This window comes from Rosistilla oblonga (assembly GCF_007751715.1).
Classification (GTDB): domain Bacteria; phylum Planctomycetota; class Planctomycetia; order Pirellulales; family Pirellulaceae; genus Rosistilla; species Rosistilla oblonga.
This window is the reverse complement of the sequence record NZ_CP036292.1, coordinates 869,061-891,059: the sequence shown is the minus strand read 5'-3', so window position 1 is coordinate 891,059 and position 21,999 is coordinate 869,061. Positions and strand designations below refer to the sequence as shown.

At 58.9% G+C, this 21,999-nt stretch carries 14 protein-coding genes; 9 read left to right on the top strand and 5 right to left on the bottom strand.

Annotation, left to right across the window (positions count from 1 at the left end; translation table 11 throughout):
* Positions 1-105 precede the first annotated feature (105 nt).
* On the bottom strand, positions 106-2,646 hold the full coding sequence (locus CA51_RS03160) for a TolC family protein (RefSeq protein ID WP_197451556.1): 2,541 nt from the start codon (positions 2,644-2,646) through the stop codon (positions 106-108).
* Complete coding sequence (locus CA51_RS25620) at positions 2,576-3,091, bottom strand: hypothetical protein (protein ID WP_197451555.1); 516 nt, start codon at positions 3,089-3,091, stop codon at positions 2,576-2,578. Before CA51_RS25620 ends, CA51_RS03160 begins: the two co-directional genes overlap by 71 nt.
* 100 nt (positions 3,092-3,191) lie before the next feature.
* Between CA51_RS25620 and CA51_RS03155 the strand changes: the two genes are divergently transcribed.
* The 4 genes from CA51_RS03155 to CA51_RS03140 all read left to right on the top strand — a co-directional run bounded on the left by CA51_RS03155 (position 3,192) and on the right by CA51_RS03140 (position 10,536).
* Positions 3,192-5,225: a M13 family metallopeptidase gene (locus CA51_RS03155; protein WP_197451554.1), complete on the top strand. Its 2,034-nt coding sequence runs from the start codon at positions 3,192-3,194 to the stop codon at positions 5,223-5,225.
* A 167-nt stretch (positions 5,226-5,392) separates the two neighbouring features.
* Complete coding sequence (locus tag CA51_RS03150; RefSeq protein ID WP_145117711.1) at positions 5,393-7,585, top strand: DUF1549 domain-containing protein; 2,193 nt, start codon at positions 5,393-5,395, stop codon at positions 7,583-7,585.
* Between the two features lie 4 nt (positions 7,586-7,589).
* Positions 7,590-8,909 (top strand): DUF1501 domain-containing protein, encoded by a 1,320-nt coding sequence (locus CA51_RS03145; protein ID WP_145117709.1) that lies wholly within the window; start codon positions 7,590-7,592, stop codon positions 8,907-8,909.
* A gap of 28 nt (positions 8,910-8,937) precedes the next feature.
* Positions 8,938-10,536 carry a PPC domain-containing protein gene (locus CA51_RS03140; protein ID WP_145117707.1) on the top strand — a complete coding sequence of 533 codons (1,599 nt, stop codon included), beginning with the start codon at positions 8,938-8,940 and terminating at the stop codon, positions 10,534-10,536.
* A 28-nt stretch (positions 10,537-10,564) separates the two neighbouring features.
* Here CA51_RS03140 and CA51_RS03135 read toward each other — a convergent pair whose 3' ends face one another.
* Both CA51_RS03135 and CA51_RS03130 read right to left on the bottom strand, forming a co-directional pair.
* Positions 10,565-10,993 (bottom strand): carboxypeptidase regulatory-like domain-containing protein, encoded by a 429-nt coding sequence (locus CA51_RS03135; RefSeq protein ID WP_145117705.1) that lies wholly within the window; start codon positions 10,991-10,993, stop codon positions 10,565-10,567.
* 104 nt (positions 10,994-11,097) lie between these two features.
* Complete coding sequence (locus CA51_RS03130) at positions 11,098-12,120, bottom strand: DUF1559 domain-containing protein (protein WP_197451553.1); 1,023 nt, start codon at positions 12,118-12,120, stop codon at positions 11,098-11,100.
* A gap of 559 nt (positions 12,121-12,679) precedes the next feature.
* Between CA51_RS03130 and CA51_RS03125 the strand changes: the two genes are divergently transcribed.
* The 3 genes from CA51_RS03125 (at position 12,680) to CA51_RS03115 (ending at position 14,931) form a co-directional block, all read left to right on the top strand.
* A complete protein-coding gene (locus CA51_RS03125) occupies positions 12,680-13,213 on the top strand; it encodes a zinc ribbon domain-containing protein (RefSeq protein ID WP_145117701.1) in 534 nt (177 codons plus the stop codon).
* Positions 13,214-13,744: 531 nt separating this feature from the next.
* Positions 13,745-14,050: a transposase gene (locus CA51_RS03120; protein WP_145117699.1), complete on the top strand. Its 306-nt coding sequence runs from the start codon at positions 13,745-13,747 to the stop codon at positions 14,048-14,050.
* Positions 14,047-14,931, top strand: a complete 885-nt coding sequence (locus CA51_RS03115) for an IS3 family transposase (RefSeq protein WP_145117697.1) — start codon at positions 14,047-14,049, stop codon at positions 14,929-14,931. The genes CA51_RS03120 and CA51_RS03115 overlap by 4 nt, the downstream gene beginning before the upstream one ends.
* A 50-nt stretch (positions 14,932-14,981) precedes the next feature.
* On the opposite strand, the gene CA51_RS03110 is transcribed toward CA51_RS03115, so the two are convergent.
* Positions 14,982-18,431 carry a DUF4175 family protein gene (locus tag CA51_RS03110; RefSeq protein ID WP_145117695.1) on the bottom strand — a complete coding sequence of 1,150 codons (3,450 nt, stop codon included), beginning with the start codon at positions 18,429-18,431 and terminating at the stop codon, positions 14,982-14,984.
* Positions 18,432-18,599: 168 nt separating this feature from the next.
* Between CA51_RS03110 and CA51_RS03105 the strand changes: the two genes are divergently transcribed.
* A complete protein-coding gene (locus CA51_RS03105) occupies positions 18,600-19,760 on the top strand; it encodes a sulfotransferase family protein (RefSeq protein ID WP_231745968.1) in 1,161 nt (386 codons plus the stop codon).
* 425 nt (positions 19,761-20,185) lie between these two features.
* Complete coding sequence (locus CA51_RS03100; protein WP_145117693.1) at positions 20,186-21,616, top strand: sulfatase family protein; 1,431 nt, start codon at positions 20,186-20,188, stop codon at positions 21,614-21,616.
* The last annotated feature ends 383 nt before the right edge of the window (positions 21,617-21,999 follow it).

The following is a 21,999-nucleotide window of genomic DNA, read 5'->3' as shown; positions in this document are numbered from 1 at the left end:
GGCCTGTGCTTTCTACAAAAAGTGACTTGGGAGCCCCAAACTCTAGTCCAGGGCTCAGTTTACGTTGTCGGGCGGCCAACGGTCAAACCCGGTCTTCCCCACCAACTAAGGCTCCGGAACACGAAGCGGTTCGGCGGAATTGATTTGATTTGCAGGTGCCGTCGCTGGCATCGGCAGCCGTTCGGGCAGTCCACCGACGACCGGTGCGACATCGCCGTTTTCCAACAGCGCCGTATCATCGGCCAGTGCGGCGTCGGTAGGGGCTTCGATCGGCCCCGGATCGATCCAAACACCCGTCGGATCCAATTGCATCGTCCCCATTTCAAAGTCCAGCAGAACGCGGAGGACTTCGTAGTTGACCCACACATTGAGGAAGTCGTTTTGCGCGTCCAACAGATCCGACAACGCAGAGACCAAGTCGCGTGCGGCGGTCGGTGAAGTCGTGCTCTGTTGATTCGGTCGCAGCGGAGGATTCAGTTTCAGCCGCGCGATATCGACCTGCGCGATCGCCACCTGGACCGCGGTTCGACGCACTTCCAAGTTGATTCGGCTGAGTGCGGCGATCCGCAACGTATTCCGCAAGCTCAACGAAACGCGATCTTCAAACAGCATGTAATTCCGGCGGGCTTGCTGGTAATTCAACAACGCCTCGCGGTATTGGTTCCGTTCGACCAACCGAGCTGTCGGCGTATCGAACTGAACGCCAAACCGGATGCGGCTGCGATCGGGCGTGAACTGGACGATGTTGTCCGGATCGGTCCCCAATTCGCCATTGACGACCACGTCCAGATCGCTCTGCAACGCGTTGGCGAAAAATTCGATCTTCCGCCACACGTCGACCAAGTTGGCTCGGGCGTTCATCCAATCCAAGCGATTGGTCCGGGCGTAGCTGAGCGCCTCAAATGGCTCAATCTCCAACGGCAACAACGTGATCCCCTGCAATCGCGTCTCGGCATGCACCAGCGACAGTTCTAACAACAGGTCGGACAAGCGCCCAGCCCGGTCGTTCAAGGCCTTCCATTGTTCCTGCAGCGTTGGCTCTGCAGGCGAATCGGGATCGTCTCCGTCGGCCGCTCGCAATGCCAGCTGCTGGGATTGCGTGTATTCCTCACGCAACTGATTCAAGTCGCGGGCGATCGTGGGCAAACGTTTTTGGAGGAACGCGATCCGCTTCATCAGCACCTGTTCGTCGTACACTCGACTGTCGACATCGGCATGCAGTTCGTCGATCTGCATTTTGACCTGCCGCAGCTGCTTGCGACGCTCGGGCAGATGTTTCTCCAGCGACGCCAGGTCGGAGAGTGCCGCTTCCAGCTGAGGATCGATGCCAGCGTTCAACGCGACAATTTTGCCGCGGGCTGTTTCCAGCGATTCTTCGGTCGGGTTCTCCCGCTTGCTACGGATCTCCAACAGGATCTCCGCCAGTTCGTCTTGTATCTCAGTCAGCTTCGGATCGATCAGAGTAAACCGGTCCAACAGCTCATCGCGAATTTCGACGGGCAGCGTCGGAGGCAACCCGAGGTCGACTTTGAAGCTGTCGACGCGTGTCTGGTAAGCCGCTTTGGCCGCCAACAGCGAACTCTGTGCATTCAGCAACGCCTGGCGAGCTTGATCGACCTGCAACCGGCTGTTGATTCGATTCGCTTCGAACGCCGCTTCCAATTGTGCCAAACTGTCGCGGAGCGCGGTGATGTTGGTCGCTTGGTTCCGGATCTGTTGCTGGTCCTGCAACAGCCCCATGTAGCCGCCTGCATCGGCTGCGCCGCTCCGTCCGCTAGGGACACCAGCGATCAGACCGAGCCCCGCTTGGCCGACATTGGTGGCCAAACTTGGCCCGGGGCCGGAGTTGCGACCGGTGACGATGTCGACATAAAAGCCCTGCCGATATTGCTGCATCTGCCGCACGTTGGCCAGCAGATTCCGTTCGCTTTGCGTCAGTTGTTCCAAGACGCGAGCGCGACCGCCATACCGCAACAACGGCTGCACCAGGCTGAAATCGATCGTCGAAGTGAACAGATCGCTGTCGCTGCCCCAGAAATCCCAGACCAACGAATTGGCAAATCCGACGACCAACTCGCCGCCGGTCGCACTCAGCTTGCGGACGCTGCCAAAACTAGTCTGGGTGAGCACGCTGCTGGCGCCGACGTCAGTTCCCCGGAACTCTTCAAACGTGCGGGTGCCCGAGAAAAATTGATGGTCGAAACGGAAGCGTTCGAACGAGACGTTCAGCGCCGAACGATACAGCGTCTCGACGTTTTGTTGGTAGTCGCGTGAATTGATCCGCGCCACACCGACGGCATCGCGGAGGTTCAGGACGACGTTCCCCGTTTCATCTTTGGGGAGCGACGCGAGCCAATAGGGAGATTCGATCGACGAAACATCGCCGTTGCGATGCCAATGCTTCCAACCGTGCATTCCATCGACACAGTGCATGTACTGATGTGATTTGGGATCATCCGGGGGCATCGGCGACCGATCGATCGAAAACGGATCGTACATCCGCGAATCCGACGCAACGTAGACGCTACCGCCATGCAGATGGCCACCTTTCTGCTGGATCAAGCAGTTGGCGTCTTCATCGGCCTGTTGGCGATACCAGCGCCGCGAACAGCCCACCAGCAACAACGCGCAGCAAGCGATCAGCATTCCGGTCGCGAAAAACCTTCTTCTGCCCATGCACCTCAACCCAACCGCCCAGTCCCTCACAAACAAAAATCGACGAACCGCACCGCGCAACGGCGATCGGCTCTCCTTGGGATAGATCGGCGCCAGTCAGGAAAGATCTGAGGGTGAATCGGATTTTAGCGAATATGAACCGATTTACGCGGGCAAACCTCGCTAGCAAATCCCCCAAACCACGACGGAGGTGAAGGTCCTCTTTTTGTACGGCGCTCGTGCCACGACTGCACCCGCCTGGCGCAGCCGGAAGGGTCGAGAAACGAGCCTTCAGCTTTGTTCGGGGAGGACTGACAGCACCGCATCCACGACGCGGATTTACTTTACGAAGCGGACGCTGGCCGAACGACGCTTCGCTCGTTTGCTCGTCTTCAACAAACGGTGCTTCGGGCGATGCAAGCAATTGCGGCTGCATGTTGGCCGATCCCTCCAATGGCCGTAGAATCTACAAGTTCGCGGCAACCGCCGAACTTCGAAAACGTAAAACGTAAAACTTTCCAACACGGATGAGGATCATGACTCGCACGCTCTGCCTGTTCCTAACGCTCGCTCTTGCGACCGTATCGACCACGCGTTCGGTCTCCGCCCAGACCAAACTGCTGTCGGGGATCGACACAACTAATTTCAGCGACACCGTCACCGCGGGGGCTGACTTCTACGAGTACATCAACGAGGGTTGGTTAAAAAAACATCCGCTGCCCGGAGACGAATCGAACTACGGCGTCTTCACGATGCTCAACGATCAGACCCAAGAAGCGGTCCGCACGATGATCCAGGAAGCTGCCGAGGCGACCGATCGCCCCGCCGGATCGGACGCTCAAAAGGTGGGCGACTTCTACACGTCGTATATCGATATCGAAACGCGGAACAAACGAGGCGCCAAACCGCTGGCGCCGCTGTTGAAACAAATCGAGCAAGCCGACACCAAAGCCAAGCTGGCCGTGTTGATGGCTCAATTGTCGCGGCAAGGGATCTCCCAACCTGTCGGTTATTATGTCTCGCCCGACGCCCGCGATTCGGCTAACTACACCGTTTACTTTTCGCAGCACGGGACCACGTTGCCCGACCGCGATTATTACTTGGAAGACGATACGATGTACGTCCGGGTTCGCGAAGCGTTCCCCGATTACATCGTCAAACTGTTGACCGCTGTCGGTTACCCCGATCCCGAAGCCGCCGCGCCGCAGATCCTCGCTCTGGAAACCAAGCTGGCGGAAGCTCAGTGGACCAAGGTTGCCAACCGCGATCCGATCAAGACCTATAACAAGGTCTCCAGCGGCGACTTGGCCAAGACGCTGAAGCATCTGCAATTTGAGAAGTTCGCCGAAGTCACCGACGTCGACCGAATCGAAAACTATGTCGTGCGGCAGCCGAGCTTCCTCGAAGCTGTCAACGAACTGTTCGACCAAGAACCGCTGCAAGTATGGCAAGCGTACATGGCGTTTCATGTCGCCGATTCGCTGGCGCCAGTCCTGAGTTCTGATATCGAAAAGATCCACTTCGATTTCCACGACACCGTAATCAGCGGTGTAGGGGAACAACAACCGATGTGGAAGCGAGGGGTCGAAGCGACCGGCGGCACGTTGAGCGAACTGGTCGGCAAACTGTACGTCGACCGGCACTTCACGCCTCAAGCCAAGCAACGGATGACCGAACTGGTCGAGAATCTGAAAGCTGCGTTTGCCAAGCGGATCGATCAACTGGAATGGATGACTCCGCCAACCAAGCTGCAAGCTCACGAGAAGCTGTCGAAGTTCAGAACCAAAATTGGTTACCCCGACCAATGGAAAGACTACAGCAAGTTGGAGATCAAGCCGGACGAACTGTTTGAGAACGTGATGCGAGCTGCCGAAGTCGAACATGCTCGCGAGGTCGACAAGCTGGGTGGACCGATCGATCCGCACGAATGGCACATGTCACCGCAGACGATCAACGCCTATTACAACCCCGTCATGAACGAGATCGTTTTTCCTGCGGCGATCCTGCAACCGCCATTCTTTAATCTGGAAGCCGACGACGCTGTCAATTACGGCGGCATCGGATCGGTGATCGGGCACGAACTGAGCCACGGCTTTGACGACAAGGGAAGCAAGTACGACGGCGACGGTAACCTTCGCAACTGGTGGAACGAAAGCGACCGCAGCGAGTTCGAAAAACGGAGCCAAGGGCTGGTCGAACAGTTCAGCCAATACAAACCGTTCCCCGACATGTCGGTCAACGGCGAACTGACGCTGGGCGAAAACATCGGCGATCTCGGCGGCCTGAACGTCGCCTACACCGCCTACCAAATGTCGCTCAAAGGCAAGCCGGCTCCAGTGATCGATGGACTCACTGGCGATCAACGCCTGTTCATCGGTTGGGCCCAGGTATGGCCGCGGCACTACCGAGAACCGGAATTACGCCGGCGTTTAGTGGTCGACCCGCACTCGCCCAGCCGATACCGAGTTAATGGAATCGTCAGCAACATGGATGCGTTTTACAAAGCGTTTGACATTAAACCAGGCGACAAGATGTTCATTCCGGCCGATCGCCGCGTGAAAATCTGGTAGTCGCCAGGCAGCGATCCCGCAAGCATCGGCCGCCCGGCCAGAGGGCGACCGGTGCACATGCGCCACCCCACCTGAAGCGACAAGCGAGTCGAAGTGACCGATTCTGCTTGCTTGTCGCCGTCGGGAGCGACTATAATTAGACGTTCCCTCCTACCCCCATCCCGCCCATGCCTACCTACGCACTTCCGCTTTGGATGCTCCTTGCCTTGTGGCTGACGGTGCAGAATGTTGCTGCACAACCTGTCAGCTTTGAGCTAGAGGTCCAGCCGATTCTCGCTGCTCGCGGTTGCAGCACCGGTCCTTGCCACGGCAAACAGAACGGCCAAAACGGTTTCCAGTTGTCGTTGCTCGGCTTCGATTCCAATTTCGATTACAACGCGATCGCTCGGGATGCCCGCGGCCGCCGCGTCTTTCCGACCTCGCCGCGCGAGAGCCTACTGTTGCTCAAAGCCACCGGCGAACTGCCGCATGGCGGCGGTAGGAAGATGGACGAGAATAGCGACGAATACCGAACGCTGCTGCGTTGGATCGAATCGGGCATGCCGCGGAATCTGCCTGAAGAACCGACCCTGGACCAGGTGACGGTCTCGCCGACGCAGAAGTTCCTGAAGCCAGGCGAATCGCTGCCGTTGGTTGTCACCGCCCACTACAGCAATGGCATCCAGCAAGATGTCACTGCGATGGCGATGTATCAATCGAACGAAAGCGCGACCGTAGCGGTTGGCGACGACGGCGTCGTGCGAGCCGGTTCGCTGCCGGGCGAAGCGGCGATCATGGTCCGATACATGAACGTGATCGCAACCTGCAACGTCGCGATCCCGTTGGCTGGCGACGTCCCCGACGAACTTTATGCCGACCTGCCGCGCAATAACTTCATCGACGATCACGTCTGGAACAAACTGCAGTCGCTGGGGATCACTCCCTCGGCACCGGTCGACGATGCCAAGTTCATGCGTCGCGTTTACACCGACATCATCGGCCGCTTACCGACCGCCGACGAAGCGACAGCGTTTTTGGACGATCCCTCGTCGACCAAGCGTTTGAATCTGATCGACGATCTGCTGCAGCGGCCCGAATATGCAGAGCACTGGGCGAACAAGTGGGCCGATCTGCTGCGGCCCAATCCGTACCGCGTTGGAATCAAGGCGGTGCTGAATTATGACCTCTGGATCCGCGAGCGTTTCCGCAACAACATGCCGTGGGATCAGTTCGTTCGGGAACTGCTGACCGCCCAAGGAAGCACGTTCCACAACGGTGCGGTGACGCTGTTCCGCGACCGTCGATCGCCCGACGAATTGACAACGATCACGACTCAGTTGTTCCTGGGCATCCGACTGGAATGCGCAAAGTGCCACCACCATCCGTTTGAGAAGTGGAGCCAACACGACTTCTACAGCTTCGCCTCCTACTTCGCCGGCTTGGGCCGCAAGGGCAGGGGAGTCTCGCCGCCGATTTCTGGAAGCGAAGAGATCGTCTACGCCGCCAAGAAGGGAACCGTCAAACATCCGACGACCGGCGAATCGCTGGAACCAGCTCCATTGTTCGGGACAGCTGACGTTGGTGCCGACGACAAAGACACTCGCGTCGCGATGGCAGCTTGGATCACCAGCCCCGAAAACGACTACTTCGCTCAAACGATGGCGAATCGTGTTTGGGCCGACCTGATGGGGCGTGGAATCGTCGAACCTGTCGACGATTTGCGAGCGACCAACCCGCCATCCAACGGCCCTCTGTTGGACGCCTTGGCCGATCATTTCCGCGAATCGGGCTTCGACATCCAAGAGCTGATCCGAGTGATCGCTTCGTCGGCTGTCTATTCGTTGGACAGCGTGCCGAACGAGCGAAACGTCGGTGACACCCGCAATTTCTCGCGTCGTTATCGCCAACGATTGCGAGCCGAAGTGTTGATGGATTCGGTCGCCGAAGTGACAGGTGTCGAAGACAGCTTCACCGGCATGCCAGCCGGCAGCAGCGCTAAAGAGATCTGGACCCACCGGATCAGCTCGCAGTTCTTAGACGCCTTTGGCCGCCCCGATCCAAACCAAGATCCACCCAGCGAAAGACAGGAACAGACGACGGTGACGCAGACCTTGCATCTGATGAATTCCAAAACGATGCAGGCCAAGATCACTTCCGATTCGGGCCGTGCGGCCGAACTGGCGAAGAGCGATCTGACGCCAGAACAGGTCGTCCGCCAACTGTATCTGTCGACCTACAGCCGTTTGCCCGACGAAGCCGAAACCGAGTTCGGCGTCTCGCTGTTTGCAGGTGGTGAAACCGATCCGGCAACTCGCCGCGATGCGATTCAAGATTTGATGTGGGCCTTGCTCAATACCCCCGAGTTCATGTTCAAGGATTAGACCAATGACGCGCTATCAAAATTGTTCCGGTGTGACGCGACGCAATTGTCTGCAGGTTGGCCTGGGCGGATTCTTTTCGCTTGGCCTCTCAGGTGCGCTGCGCGCCGCGGACGCATCGCGGTTGATCAAGCAGCATCAAGCCGATGCCTGCATCCTGGTCTGGCAAGACGGTGGCCCATCGCACTACGAAACCTTCGACCCCAAGCCCGACGCGCCGGTCGAGATTCGCGGCGAATTCGGTACGATCCCAACGGCGATCCCCGGGGTTCGATTCTCGCAGCACATGAAAGCGACCGCCAAGATTGCCGACCGTTTGTCGATCGTGCGATCGATCCGACACGACCAAGGAAATCACGGCGCGGGGAATCACTACATGATGACCGGCTCGCCGCCGCGAATCCCCGTCGGCTGTGGCGCGTTTGTCAGCTTCCATCCCAGCATGGGATCGGTGGTCTCCGCCGAGGTGGGAGCTCCTGCCGGCATGCCCGCCTATTTCTCGATGCCCAGCATGTCGCGCAGTGGTGGCCCGAATTTCCTGGGTGCGAAGTACGCTCCGTTTGTAGTTCCTGACAATCCGAATTCGGACAACTTCCAAGTCCGCGACGTCGCCTTGCCCAAGGGCCTCTCCGAAGCCAAGTTCTCCAATCGCCAATCGATCCGTCAACAGATCGATGCACTCAAGCGGTTCCGCGACGAAGCAGCTGCCGATCCGTTGGTCGCAGTCGATGAGTTCTACGATCAAGGTCAGCAGTTGATGACTTCGCCGCAGGCTCAAAAAGCGTTCGATATCCACAGCGAACCCGAAGAGACACGCGCGAAATACGGCCGCAATTCGTTTGGCCAACGGGCGCTGTTGGCGCGTCGCTTGGTCGAAGCGGGCGTCCCGTTCATCACGCTGTACGAAGGTGGCTGGGATCATCACCGTCAACTGTTCAGTGCGTTCGACAAGAAGCTGCCACCACATGAACAGACGATCGCCGCGTTGATCCAGGATCTGGAAGCGCGCGGTATGTTGGAGCGAACGTTGGTGATCGTGTTGGGCGAGTTTGGCCGCACACCGAAGATCAACAAAGATGGCGGACGCGATCACTGGGCCAACGCGATGAGCGTGATGTTTGCCGGTGGCGGCACGCCGGGTGGCCAAGTGATCGGAGCGACCGATCGGCAGGGGCATTCCGCCGTCGACCGCGTCCTCGCCCCCGAGAACTTCGTTTCGACGGTCTACCGCAAATTGGGAATCGATCCCAACAAGATCGTCCACACTCCCGAGGGTCGGCCGGTAACGTATGTCACCAATCCCGAACCGATCTCCGAATTGATGTAGCCCGACCGACGTCGAAAGTCCCTTCAGCATGCGAACTCTTGCCCTGATCCTGGCTGCCAGCCAATCCCTTTCCGCTCTCGCGGCCCCGCCGAAAATGGACAGTCTGTTCCCGGCGGGCGCCGGTCGCGAGGCGACGCGAACCGTCACCGCCGCCGGCACGTTTTCGAATTGGCCCCCGAAAGTCTGGGTCGATCGCGAAGGCCTGACGGTGACGCCCGCGAAGGACAAAGGGAAGCTGGAGATCGCTGCGGGCGCCGATGCAGCCGGCGTCTATTTCATCCGGCTGTTCGATGCCGAAGGAGCTTCGGTCGTGCGACCGTTCCTTGTCGATTCGCTGCCGGCGGTCGATGAAGTCGAACCGAACAACACGCCCGAACAAGCGCAACCAATCGATGGCAATGCTGTCGTCGATGGCGTGCTGCACAAGACGGGCGAGGTCGATCGATTTGCGATCCCGATGAAAAAAGGGCAAACGCTTGTCGCATCGCTGCAGGCCCACAACCGTCTGGGTTCGCCGATGGATGCGGTGCTGCAAGTCGCCGATCCCCGAGGATTTGTCGTCGCACAAAACGATGACAACGTCGGCAACGATCCGCAGATCGTGTTCGAAGCTCCCGCCGACGGAACCTACAGCGTCGGCCTGTTCGCCTTTCCCGCGACTCCCAACAGCACGATCAATTTCTCGGGCAGCAAATCCTATATCTATCGACTGACCCTAACGACCGCCGGTTTCGTCGACCACTGCAGCCCGATGGCGATCGACACGGAAACCGACAGCGCGATCCAACTGCATGGCTGGAACATCCCCGACACCGCCGCTAGCGTGACGCCATCGGCGATCCCCGGCGAGCGGCAATTTGTGGCGCATCCCGAACTCGCCTCGTTTGTCGAAGTCGTCCGATCGAGCATCCCCGTCTTCGATCCGGCAACTCACACCGAAGGCGCACCGATCGCCTGGCCCGTGGTCATATCGGATCAAATCTCCGCGGCGGGTGAAGTCGACAAGTTCACCTTTGACGCGAAGAAGGGGCAGACGTTGCGATGCCGCGTCGAATCCGATTCGCTGGGCTATCTGCTGGATCCGGTCGTTACGCTCTTCGATGAAAAAGGCAAACAGCTGGCGGAGGTCGACGATTCCAGCGGCCGCCGCGATTCGGAACTGCGGCACACGATTCCCGCCAACGGACGCTACGAACTGGCCGTCCGCGATCTCTATGGCAATGGCGGGCCGCGCTTCGCCTACCGAATGACGATCGACGATTCACCACCCAGCTTCGCGCTGACCGTTGCCGCCGATTCGTTTGTGGTCAAAGGGAAAGAGAAACTGACCCTCCCGATCACCGTCGCTCGCGAGCGGGGCTGTAGCGACGAGATCGCGATCTCGATCGAAGGGCTGCCCGAAACGCTGACCGCCACGACGGCAACGTCCGCTGCCAAAGGAGCGACGGCAAAAGAAGTGAAGCTGGAAATCAGCGTCAGCGGAGAAGAGAGTCTTGCGTTCTCTGGCCCGATCCGAATCGTCGGCCGAATCGCTGGCGATAAGCCACGGGAACTAGCGGCGACCTTCACGGTCGCCGGAACCGAGCAAACGCTCGACCAGATCTGGCTGACCGCGGTCAAGCCATAGATCCGATCGCACGAAACAGGACGCGACGCTACTTACCTTCGAGATCAAAATCGAAGGTGTTGTCTCCGGCGACCACGTCGACCGTCAACTCGCTCGCCTCGTTGTATTTGGCTGGCAACATCTCTTCGCGGGCTTCGACCGAAGGCCCATCCCCTTCGGACATGACTCCTGCTCGCGCAGTAGTAATGCGAACCGTGTGTTTGCCAACCAATGCCCCATCCGCATCGTAGGTAAACATCAGGTTGTAGTTACCAGCGGCATCGGTCTCACCCACCGAAGGGCGTCCGTTTGCAGGAGTGAACTCGATAGCGGCTCCTTCGATCGGTTGACCTGCGACAGTAACGGTACCATGCACGGTCCCCAACGGTGGCAATCCCGAGTTACCACAGCCCATCGTCACAATCCCCAATGCTGCCAACAGGCCGCTCGCCACGAAGTTTTTACAGTTCTTCATCATCTCAATACATCCATCAATTCGAGTAACTATAGAAAAAAAGTGCCCGCCCTGCGACAACGCCACAAGACGGGCACCTCAGTAATTAAAGCGAGCAAACGCAGGGACTACAGCGAAGCGGGGACGCCGTCCTGCATACCGATCAGAGCTTCCAGCACGCTGTCGACAGTCCAACCACCGCCGTTGTTGCCGTTGCTCAATTCGACGGTATCCGAAATGAACTTAACCGAACCATCAGCTGCCGCAAACTGTGCTCCACCTGGGTGCAAGCTGCTGAAAGCCATCTTCTTTTCCGAACTGCCGTTTTCACTGGGCGACATCACGACGTTGATTGGATAGCGAACGCTTCCGGCCAGCGTCATGATCCCTTGGTTCCAACTTGAGTTGCCCGGGTTGTCATGAGCCGTCGGCCCCTTGTCGATGTTGTCCCGTACTACAAGCATCGTTCCACCCGACATCCGAATTCCGCCGGTGCGTGTATGAAAACGCTCCCCAATCATCAGGGTGTTCGACGTGCCATCGAGGATGTCGCTGAGACCTGCAGTTGGCTCTCGCCCGATTCCACGCGAGAAAATGCCGATCGCGCCGGTCAGGCCGTCGGTCATGTTCGAAGCCCGTTTCATACGCAGATTGGCGATATTGGAAACGACGATGTAGTTAGTAACCGCCAACCCCGTGTTGTTCTGCGAGGTGTCATCGATGCAGTACCCTGGATCGGTTCCGGGAACATGAACGTCTGGTCCACTCGACGAAGGACAGCGATAACCGTCGATCGGAGCTTGAAACAGCTCGGGATTTGTGGTGATCTTTACACGCGCCTTGGCGGTTCCAACTTCCAACGCGTCGTAACGCGGTTGTTGTTCGATAAATGGCAGCAGGAAGGACGACCACGCCCAGTGTCCACCATCGTCGGTGACCGCTGTGTCGTGGATGTACATCGGCGGCAGCTTTTTGTACGTGTCGTGGTAGTTGTGCATCGCCAAAGCTTGCTGCTTCAGGTTGTTGCTGCACTGCATCCGACGAGCCGCTTCGCGAGCCGCTTGAACGGCCGGCAGCAACAGCCCCACCAAGATTCCAATGATGGCAATCACCACCAACAACTCAACTAAGGTGAACCCTTTGCGTTTCATAGTTGTAAATTCCAATGAAAGGAGAGAAACGTAGAATCGCGGGAAAGAATGATTCCTCAATAAATAGACCACCCGCGAAGAGGATAGACATACTACTAACGTGACGAGCGTAGGGCAAGGGAATCCACACAGACCAGTCCGTTAGGCAACTTGCACACCCACAAAGAAACGGGCGCATCGAGGATTTGTCACACGCTCTAAAACCAAGGAAAAATTAGGCGAGAGCGTCCTTCCTCCTCACAAGAAACAAAGAAGTACTACACATACGTACACTTGCCCAACCTGCTGTAAAGTTTTTTTTACAGTAGAGTGTTTAGTGGAGTCGTCGAAATGCAATCTGCGACCTCTTGGCGAGACACGGTGCCTGCTTGCTCTTAGGCGGATTCGCCGCCACGTGCTAACGTCCGGCTCCGTTGGACAACGTCGCGGCAGCCCATGGCGGCTGAAAGCTCAAATTGAAACAGTGATCTACACTGGTCGCCCTTCACCGAATTATTGGTCGCGTCGCCAAGATTGGGTTACAGTCGGCGAATCCAAAGTACACCCACTGGAGAAAACGATGTCGGACGAAGAGCGAATCAATCCTGGTCATCTGAAAACGCGGCAGCTGTTACGCAAGATCGGCCCTTTAATCTTTGGCGTCGGCGCGTTGTTCACGATCGTCGGCATGGCCAGCTTCTTTATGTCGTTTGGCAGCTTTGGCCCGCCACGATTCTTCTGGTGCTGCTTTGTCGGGATGCCACTGATGTTCGTCGGCAGCGCGATGAGCGGATATGGGTTCATGGGGGCGATCACGCGATACCAGGCGGGGGAGATCGCGCCGGTCGGCAAAGACACCTTCAACTATATGGCCGAAGAGACGCGCGGTGGCGTGCAAGCTGTCGCCTCGGCGATCGGCGCGGGACTGAACCAGTCCGCCCGCCAGTCGTCCGTGGCCTGTCCCAGCTGCGGAACGGCAAACGATCAAGACGCCAAGTTCTGCGATTCGTGTGGGACCGCGGTGTTGTCGACCTGCGGATCATGTGGCGCCGTCAACGACAGCGACGCCAAATTCTGCGACCGCTGCGGCACTCAGCTCTCGCAAAACCGCTAAGCCAAAGCCCCCCCTCCCATACCAGCACGAAGCGCAAGCGAGTGAATCCCTCTCCCATACCAGCACGAAGCGCAAGCAAGTGATTCCCTCCCCCATACCAGCACGAAGCGCAAGCAAGTGATCCCCCCTCCCATACCAGCACGACGCGCAAGCGAGTGATCCCCTCCCCCATACCAGCACGAAGCGCAAGCGAGTGAACGGTTGTCACACACGGGCGATCATCGCACCGCCGCGTTCCACTCCGCAAAAGGTCGTGCGTCAAATGAGGCGACGGGACGGTTGTTGGTTGCGTTTGTAAGCACGAGTTGACTCGATCGGGGCGTTTTTTTCACTCGCTTGCGCTTCGTCCTAGTATGGCGACTGGACCGATTTTCGCTCGCTTGCGCTTCGTGCTAGTATGAATTTTCACTCGCTTGCGCTTCGTGCTAGTATGGATTTTCGCTCGCTTGCGCTTCGTGCTGGTATGGTCTGCGATAGACCACGACTGGCGGACACTCCAAGGATTACTCAGAATCTTCCCAGGAGAAAACAATGCCAGAGAATCCTAAACAGCCGCGACGTGTGCATTCGGACGAGTTTAAACGCAGTGCCGTGGAGCTCGTTACGAAGAAGGGCTACACGATCAAACAGGCCGCCGATGCAGTTGCAGTGGCTCCGAGGAGCATCCGCGATTGGATCAAGAAATTTGACGCCAGTGCGATCCCCGCTTCAGTCGGCTCAAGCAACGATGCGCTGATTGCCGAGAACCGTCGCCTGAAGAAGGCGCTGCTGCAGGCCGAAATGGAACGAGACATATTAAAAAAAGCCACGGCGTATTTTGCGAAGGAGTCGAAATGAAGTACGCCTGGATCAAACAACATCGCGACTCGTTTCCAATTCAGACCATGTGCCGAGTGATGCGTGTCAGCAGGAGCGGCTATTACGCCTGGTACGTGCGCGAGCCAAGTGCACGCAAGCAAAGAACGGATAAGATTCGCGCGGATGTTCAGCGAGTGCACGCCTGTTCAAAGCAGATCTATGGAAGCTACAAGGTTGCCGAACTGATGCAGGCCGACGCGCAGCTCGAGTCGGCAAGTCGCAATACGGTTGCCAAGGCGATGCGTGAAATGGGCCTAAAAAGCAAGGTCCACAAGCGTTTTACTCCAACGACCACAGTCGCCGATCCAACCAAAGTCCCGGCGCCGAATCTACTCGACCAGGTCTTCGAGGCGGAAGGACCAAACCGCAAATGGGTAACCGATATCACCTATTTGCCATCGGCCAACGGCTGGATCTATCTTGCTGTTGTGCTCGATCTGTTTAGCCGCAAAGTGGTTGGATGGTCGATTTCCGAAAGCCTCGCAACGCCTCTGGTCGAAGATGCGTTGAGGCAAGCGATCGCAAATCGACGGCCCGACACAGCGAACCTGCTTCACCACAGCGATCGTGGATGCCAGTACACCAGCAGCGAGTATCAACGTACGCTGAAGACTCTCGGCATCACCTGCTCGATGAGCCGCACTGGATGTTGTTACGACAACGCCGTGATGGAACGATTCTTTTGGTCCCTGAAACATGAGTGGACTAAATTTGAATCATTTGCCGATATCAACGATGCCCGAAGCAGCGTATTTGAATACATCGAAGCGTTTTACAACTCCACGCGAATTCATCAAACCCTTGGCTACCGAACTCCCAACCAGTTCGAAGTCGACCACGAGCAATCCTTAGCCCTTTGACGCCCCTTGGAGTGTCCGTCAGTCGTGGTCTATCGCAGTCAGTGGCGAGCTTAGATCCCGTCGCCCTCTTTGTCGGCCGCGGGGGCGGGAGCTTGTTCCAATAGCGATTGAAACTGATCGCGGAGCTTTTGCTGCCGCTGGGCTAACTGGCGGATCGCCTGCTGTTTGTAGTTTCGCTGAGCCTCGTCGACCGGATCGATCGCTTCGACCGCCGCGGTTCGATCCAACAACCATTCCTGCAGCCCCAACAACAGCCGCAAACTGGCCATCGACGGCTGACCATTTTCGTTGTCGTCCGGTCCATCCTGCTGCTGTTGCGGATCTTGCTGCGACGGATCGGTCGGTTCGTTTCCAGGGGGCTGACGCATCTGCTGCATCACCGCTTCGAGCACTTGTTCCAATCTCGCGAGCGCCCCTTGCGCCGCGTCGATCACCGCCGGTGATTGATCGTCCCGTGCAAGCATCGCCGCAGCGCGGTTCATATCATCGGCGGCACCGGACATGACAAAGTCGAACCCGGCCAGCTCGGCTACCATCGGCGAGATCGCTTGCACGCGCTGAGCCAGTTGCTTTTCGGTCGCGGCCAGATCGCCGAGCCCTCCCGATTCGGCCGCTTCGATCCGAGCGATCAACGCCCGCTGGTCGGCCAAGATCCCTTCCAACTGTTCGATGAACGCCCACATCTTTTTCCGCTGCTGGTCGGCGTCGACTTGCTTCTGCAGCTGCGCCAGTTGCTCGCGGGCATCGTCCAACTGCTGCTGAGCGGTCTGCGACGATCGCTGTGCCGATTCCCGATCGCCAGTTTGCAATTGCTGTTGGCCTTGCGATTGAGCTTCCAATGCTTGGTCGATCCGATCGGTCGCCTGCTCGGCACCCAATCGCTCTACTTGCGAACGCAACCGCTGGGTCTGTTCGGCCAGCTGCTTCCAATCCTCAGCTAACTCGGCAGCCTCCTCCTGCGGATCCTCCAAGCGCCGACCGATCTGCTGCTGCTGATCGGCTGCGTCTTCCAAGTCCTTGGCCGCAGCCTGGATCGCGTCGGACATCGATTCTTCGCGGCTGCGATCGCTTCCTTCCAGTGCCGCCCGAGTCGACTGCAACGCCTGCTGGATCTGCGATTGTTTCTCCATCGACTGCCCCAGCCGTCCCGACTTCAAATCCTCGGCACTCGACCGCATCTGCCCGACCACTTGATCCTCGTTCAAACGATCCGCAGCGCGTTGTAATCGATCGGCAAACGGAGCCTGTTCGTCGGGGAGATCCGCTGCGGTTTCGGCGATCTCCGCCGCCAAGCGTGCAGCTCGCCGCGACAGTTCTTGTTGCGAATTGCCAAGCGTCTGTTGGCGCGAGTCCTTTGCCGAATCATCGGTCGCATCGAGATCGGCGGTTTCGGTTTGCAACCGCTGCTGATCCGATAACAAATCGTCCAACTGACGCGACAGGTCGCGAACCGCATCGCGTTTCACAAGCTCTCCCGCCAACGACTCCAACCGATCGACGACCTCCAGTTGCTGTTGGCCGATCCGATCTAATTGCTGCTTCAGTTTCGAAGTCGCTGCCGCGTCGCGTACCTCGTCTTCCATCGCGTCGGTGGCGCTGGCGATCGCATCGACGATCTCGCTGGAATCCCCATCCGCCAACTCCGACAGCGCGGCCAGCAAATCGCTCAGGCGTTGCGAATCGGCGTCCACCAGACCGTTGCTCTCCAGCAGTTCGACCGCTTGCCTGGCCAGATCGATCGCGCCGCCGGTCTCTTGCAACGTGCGACGCGATTGCTGTTGCGTGGTCGCTGCAAAGTCGACGCGTTGGGCTGCGGCGGCGCGGTCCTGATCCGGCTCCAGCTCCGCCGCGGCGGCAAGAACTTGATCACGAGCGGATCGTTGTTCGACGGTGGCGTCGCGCAGCTTCTCCACGATCGTGTTTTCATTTTCGGCGACCTGCTGTCGAATCACCGCTTCGGAAACGATCGCCAACGATAGCGTCGGGCTGACACCTCGCTGCCCCTGTTGGTCGATCGCCCACGCGGTCAGCTCAACCGTTTCGCCCGCTTGCAGCTTCCAATCGGACGGCTTGAACATCGCCTTGCCGTCGGTCGTCCGCTCGATCTCCGCTAGCGTTTGCACGGCAAAGTCGGAAGCTTCCGACGCGTCCTCCGCAGCGGACCGGCCGGGTCGATTCCAGCGGCCCCCGGTTTCGGTCAGCCCAAAGTCATCCTCCGCCGTCCAGTTCAACGCAAGCTCTCCGCCGGGCGTGACCATCGAAACGCGGGTCGCTTCGGACCAAGCGACTTGCGGCGGCGAATCGGCAACGACACGAATCGTCCACTCTTGTGCAAAGCTCCCCGGCAGACCGTCGACGTCGGTCCATTCGATCTGAAACTGGCGATCCTCGGTCAATTCCAGCGGCTCGAAGAGGACGATCAGTCCATCGTCGGACAGGTTTCCTGCGCTTGCGGTTCCCGAATCGGATGAGTTGCTGGTCGACTGACTCAGCCTCGCTTCGGCGATCGGTTTGGATAGGCTCAGTTCCAATCCAGCCCGCGTTCCACTGACGACATCGAATCGCAGGGCTTCGATCGTCCGCTCGGGTTTGCCGGTATATTCGGGCGGGGTGAGCGTCCATTGATGGCGCGTGATCTCAGGCGACTGGACCACGTCCACCGTTTGCCAGTCGAACGTGTCGTCGTCCCCTCCGGTCGCGCGGATCTCCAATCGGGTCTGCACGTTCTCGATGCGGGCGACTCCGCTGTACCCGGCCTGCTGCAACGCAAGCCTCTGCGTCCCGGCGGGCGTTCGCACCAACACGACCGCATCGGATGGAAGATCAGCTTGCGGATCGCGGACGACAACTTCCAAGCTGTCTCCTTGATGGACCACTTGGGGCAACGGATCGATCTGCAAATGATGGCGTCGCGGCCAATCGAGTTGTCGCCAGGGCTGAGCCAGTCGGGCGGCGGCGTGCGAAACGGTGGCGGAATCCTGGAACCACAGGCCGCTCAAAACGGCAGCAATCGCCGCGGCGGCGGCCAACGCCGCGAGGGTCGGCCGGAGGTTGAGTGCCGTTGCAAACGATAAACCTTGCACATCCTGAGTCGTGCGATCGATGACGGCGGCTTCGAGGTGGCTTTTCGAAGGACGCGGCGACTCGAGAAAGTCGATGCTACTGCTGAGCCGATCGCCCAGTGCGGGAAAGACAGCTTCGATTTGCCGAGCGACATCGGTCCCTCGCAGTCGCAGCCGGATCGCGGGGACCAGCCAACGCCAGGCGAGCCCGACCGCAGCGGCGACCAGCAGACCGGTCGAGAGCCAACGCCACCCCAAGCTACGGGAGCGGACTAGCCAATCGATTGTGCCAAGCCCGATCGCCAACAGGATCAACGACGCCGCGACGATCGCGATCGCACGAATCAACAGTAAACCGTGGGCCTGCCAGGAGAGCCCTCGGACGCGACGCAGCAGCGGATGGGCGGTGGATGGGTGATGCGATGGAGTGGTCGACATCCAACGGGCCTCGAGGGTTGGGAGTTCACGTTTTCAGTATACTGCAAGTCGCCCGGAGCCCGATCCCCGGGGGAAGTGAAAACCAAGCTCGCCTAGCAAATCCGCTGGGCGACAACTACGATCAGATTTTGGCCCGCCGTCTCTCCCTGCAACCCGCATTCAATCATCTTGAGCGAACACGCACCCGCTGCTGCAAAATCGTCCGCGTCGCCGAAGCCCGACGATTTTCACCCGTACCCGTTCTACACGCCCAGGTTCTGGCATGGGATGCGAACCGCTCCCTACTGGAAACTGCTCCGCGACGGGCACTTCAAAATCCAGCCATCTCGTCTTGCGATGGCGGCGATCATTTCGGGGATCGCCCCGATCAACGACGTGATGGCGGCGGGGCATCGGTTGGTCCACGGCCGACGAATCGACAACACCAAACTGGCCGGACCGCCGGTCTTTATCGTCGGTCATTGGCGCAGCGGCACCACGCTGCTGCATGAGTTAATGGTCCTGGACGATCAATGGACATTTCCGACGTCGTTCCAGTGCTTCGCGCCGCACCATTTCCTGTTCACCGAGTGGCAGTTCAACATGTTTGGCAGTTGGTTGCTGCCGAGCAAACGCCCGATGGACAACATGTCGGCCGGCTGGCGTTTGCCGCAGGAGGACGAATTCGCGCTGCTGGTCCTCGGCCTGCCATCGCCCTACCGGCGGATGGCTTTCCCCGGTCAAGCTCCGCCCGACATGAACTACCTCGATTGGACAAACATCTCGCCCGAGGAACATCGCACTTGGGTGAACGGTCTGCGTGGGTTCCTCAAAGCATTGACCTACAAGACTCCGAAACCGCTGGTTTTGAAAAGCCCCACCCACACCGGGCGGATCGCCGTCTTGGCGGAGGCTTTCCCCGACGCCAAGTTCATCCACATCACGCGTGACCCACGCAACATCTTCCCATCGACGTGTCGCCTATGGAAATCGTTAGACGTCTCGCAATGCTTCCAGCGGCCCAACTATGACCACTTGGAGGAATATGTCCTCGAGTGTCACGAGCGGATGTACCGAGCCTTCCACGCCGGCCGTTCGGCGGTCGCCGAGGATCAGATCATCGACATTCGATATGAAGACCTCGTCGCCGATCCCGTCGCTCAATTAGGCCACGTCTACGAAAAGCTGAACCTGGGAGATTTCGTCGGCAAGCTGAAGCCACAGCTGCAGGACTGGGTCGAAAACCAACACCGCAGCTACCGCACCAACAAACACTCCCTGCCGCCGGAGCAAGAGGCGGTGCTGAAGGAACGTTGGAGCGAATATTTCGAGCGGTATGGATACCTGTAGGAAAGACACCGTTGGAGTAGAGCCTTTAGGCGACGTCCCCCCAGCATTCATTCGGCTGAAGCCTCCACTCCAGCGCTGTTGGAGCCGAGCCTTTAGGCGACGTCCCCCAGCATTCATTCGGCTGAAGCCTCCACTCCAGCGCCGTTGGAGTAGAGCCTTTAGGCGACGTCCCCCCGTAACCGTTCGGCTGAAGCCTCGACTCCAGCGCGTATGCTCGCGCATTCTTCTCTCCCCTATTTCTTGGCTCCTTTTGTCGATCCGACCGCTCCGTCGGCTCGCTATCTTGGATAGAATCGATCGTACGCTGAAGGCCGCAACGGCTATCGACCGCCCCGTGATCCGCAATCAACGGTCGGGTCGCGAACGCAGTCTGAGCCCCAGCGACTTTCCTCTTCTCTCTTTCTTTTCCAGGATTCAACGCAACAATGTCTACGCGATTCATGCTGCTGTTGCTGCTCGCTATGTCTCAGACCACCCTTTGGTCTGAAGAGCCCACCAAGCCAAACATCATCCTCGTGATGGCGGATGATCTCGGCTGGGGTGACGTCGGCTTCAACGGGAACACCGTCATCCAGACGCCGCATCTGGACGCAATGGCGAAAAACGGCATGCGGCTGACGCGGTTCTATACAGCTTCGCCACTCTGTTCGCCGACGCGTGGCAGCTGTCTGACCGGGCGTCATCCCTGGCGTTTTGGTGTGTTGGCGGCACACACTGGCGGAATGCGACGGGGCGAGATGACGGTGGCCGAAGTCGCTCGATTGAAAAAATACCAGACGGGATTCTTCGGCAAATGGCACCTGGGCTGGGTGAAGCCAGAGGAACAGCTGCCGCGCGGCTATTATTCTCCACCGTGGCATCACGGTTTTGACGAAACCTTCGCGACGACCAGCGCGGTGCCGACATGGAACCCGACGCAGACGCCGCCGGAAAAATCGAGCGGCAAGAAGAAGGGAAAGAAGGATTCAGCCAAAGAGCCCGAGCCGTGGAAGGGAGGCAAACCCTACGTTCACAACGGCGTGGAAGTCGCGGACAACATGGAAGGCGACGACAGCCGGGTGATCATGGACCGAGTGCTCCCGTTCATCCGCGGTGCCGCACAGAAGCAGCAACCGTTCCTGGCGTGCGTCTGGTTTCACACGCCCCATGAACCTGTCATCGCCGGGCCGGAATACCGCAAACTCTATCCGAACAACGGCACGGCAAAGCAGAACTATTACGGTGCGATCACGGCGATGGACGACCAGATCGGACGGCTCCGCGACGAACTCCGCCAGCTCGGCATCGAAAAGAACACCATCCTGTTTTTCACCAGCGACAACGGCCCATCGGATTCGTTGGCGAAGAAGGGTGTCGCTTCGGCCGGCCCGTTCCGAGGCCACAAACACACGATGTACGAGGGAGGGTTGCGGGTGCCGTCGGTTGTCGAATGGCCGGGACAGATTCCAGCCGACACCACCAGCGACACGGTTTGCGCAACCGTCGACTATTTTCCGACAGTGGTCGAATTGACTGGCGCGTCGCTGGGCAAAAAGGCCGATCGCCCGATCGACGGCCAGTCGTTGATGGGCGTTCTGAAAGGAACCGCCACGCAGCGGTCGACGCCGTTATTCTTCGGCTACCGTCGCCTCTATAAAGACATCGACGGACAGGCGTTAGTCGAGAACCGTTACAAGTTGCTGAAGCGGGCCGTTGCCGGCGGCGAATACGAACTGTACGACCTCGCCGAAGATCCGGCCGAGGAAAACGATCTATCAGCGACCGAACCCGAGATTTTGGCGAGGATGAAAACGCGGATGGCCGAATACGACGAATCGTGTCGACTCAGCCGCGACGGAGCCGATTATCAGTTCTAGAGCCCAACGGCCCAACGGGGCCGGCCATATGTCAGCCCAGGGCAACGCCCTGGGGTTCGAATCGGCCCACCACCGGCAGAGCCCCAACGGGGCGGTCCTACGACACGTCGAGGCCGGTTGGATGTAGGGCCGCCCCGTTGGGGCTTTGCATCGTTTTGTTGGCCTTGTTTTCCCAGGGCGCTGCCCTGGGCTGACATAGGACCGGCCCGTTGGGCCTGTGGACCGGGTTGTTGGCCTGTGGACCGGGTTGTTGGCCTCGTTTTCCCAGGGCGTTGCCCTGGGCTGATGTAGGGCCGGCCCGTTGGGCCTGTGGACCGGGTTGGATTGCCTCGTTTTCCCAGGGCGTTGCCCTGGGCTGACGCGGGGCCGGCCCGTTGGGCCTT

Excerpts from the sequence above, each read along its gene's own strand:
- CA51_RS25620 (WP_197451555.1), bottom strand. The coding sequence starts at position 3,091 with ATGCAGCCGCAATTGCTTGCATCGCCCGAAGCACCGTTTGTTGAAGAC.
- CA51_RS03150 (WP_145117711.1), top strand. The coding sequence starts at position 5,393 with ATGCCTACCTACGCACTTCCGCTTTGGATGCTCCTTGCCTTGTGGCTG.
- CA51_RS03160 (WP_197451556.1), bottom strand. The coding sequence starts at position 2,646 with ATGCTGATCGCTTGCTGCGCGTTGTTGCTGGTGGGCTGTTCGCGGCGC.
- CA51_RS03155 (WP_197451554.1), top strand. The coding sequence starts at position 3,192 with ATGACTCGCACGCTCTGCCTGTTCCTAACGCTCGCTCTTGCGACCGTA.
- CA51_RS03115 (WP_145117697.1), top strand. The coding sequence starts at position 14,047 with ATGAAGTACGCCTGGATCAAACAACATCGCGACTCGTTTCCAATTCAG.
- CA51_RS03125 (WP_145117701.1), top strand. The coding sequence starts at position 12,680 with ATGTCGGACGAAGAGCGAATCAATCCTGGTCATCTGAAAACGCGGCAG.
- CA51_RS03140 (WP_145117707.1), top strand. The coding sequence starts at position 8,938 with ATGCGAACTCTTGCCCTGATCCTGGCTGCCAGCCAATCCCTTTCCGCT.
- CA51_RS03100 (WP_145117693.1), top strand. The coding sequence starts at position 20,186 with ATGTCTACGCGATTCATGCTGCTGTTGCTGCTCGCTATGTCTCAGACC.
- CA51_RS03130 (WP_197451553.1), bottom strand. The coding sequence starts at position 12,120 with ATGAAACGCAAAGGGTTCACCTTAGTTGAGTTGTTGGTGGTGATTGCC.
- CA51_RS03135 (WP_145117705.1), bottom strand. The coding sequence starts at position 10,993 with ATGATGAAGAACTGTAAAAACTTCGTGGCGAGCGGCCTGTTGGCAGCA.
- CA51_RS03120 (WP_145117699.1), top strand. The coding sequence starts at position 13,745 with ATGCCAGAGAATCCTAAACAGCCGCGACGTGTGCATTCGGACGAGTTT.
- CA51_RS03110 (WP_145117695.1), bottom strand. The coding sequence starts at position 18,431 with ATGTCGACCACTCCATCGCATCACCCATCCACCGCCCATCCGCTGCTG.
- CA51_RS03145 (WP_145117709.1), top strand. The coding sequence starts at position 7,590 with ATGACGCGCTATCAAAATTGTTCCGGTGTGACGCGACGCAATTGTCTG.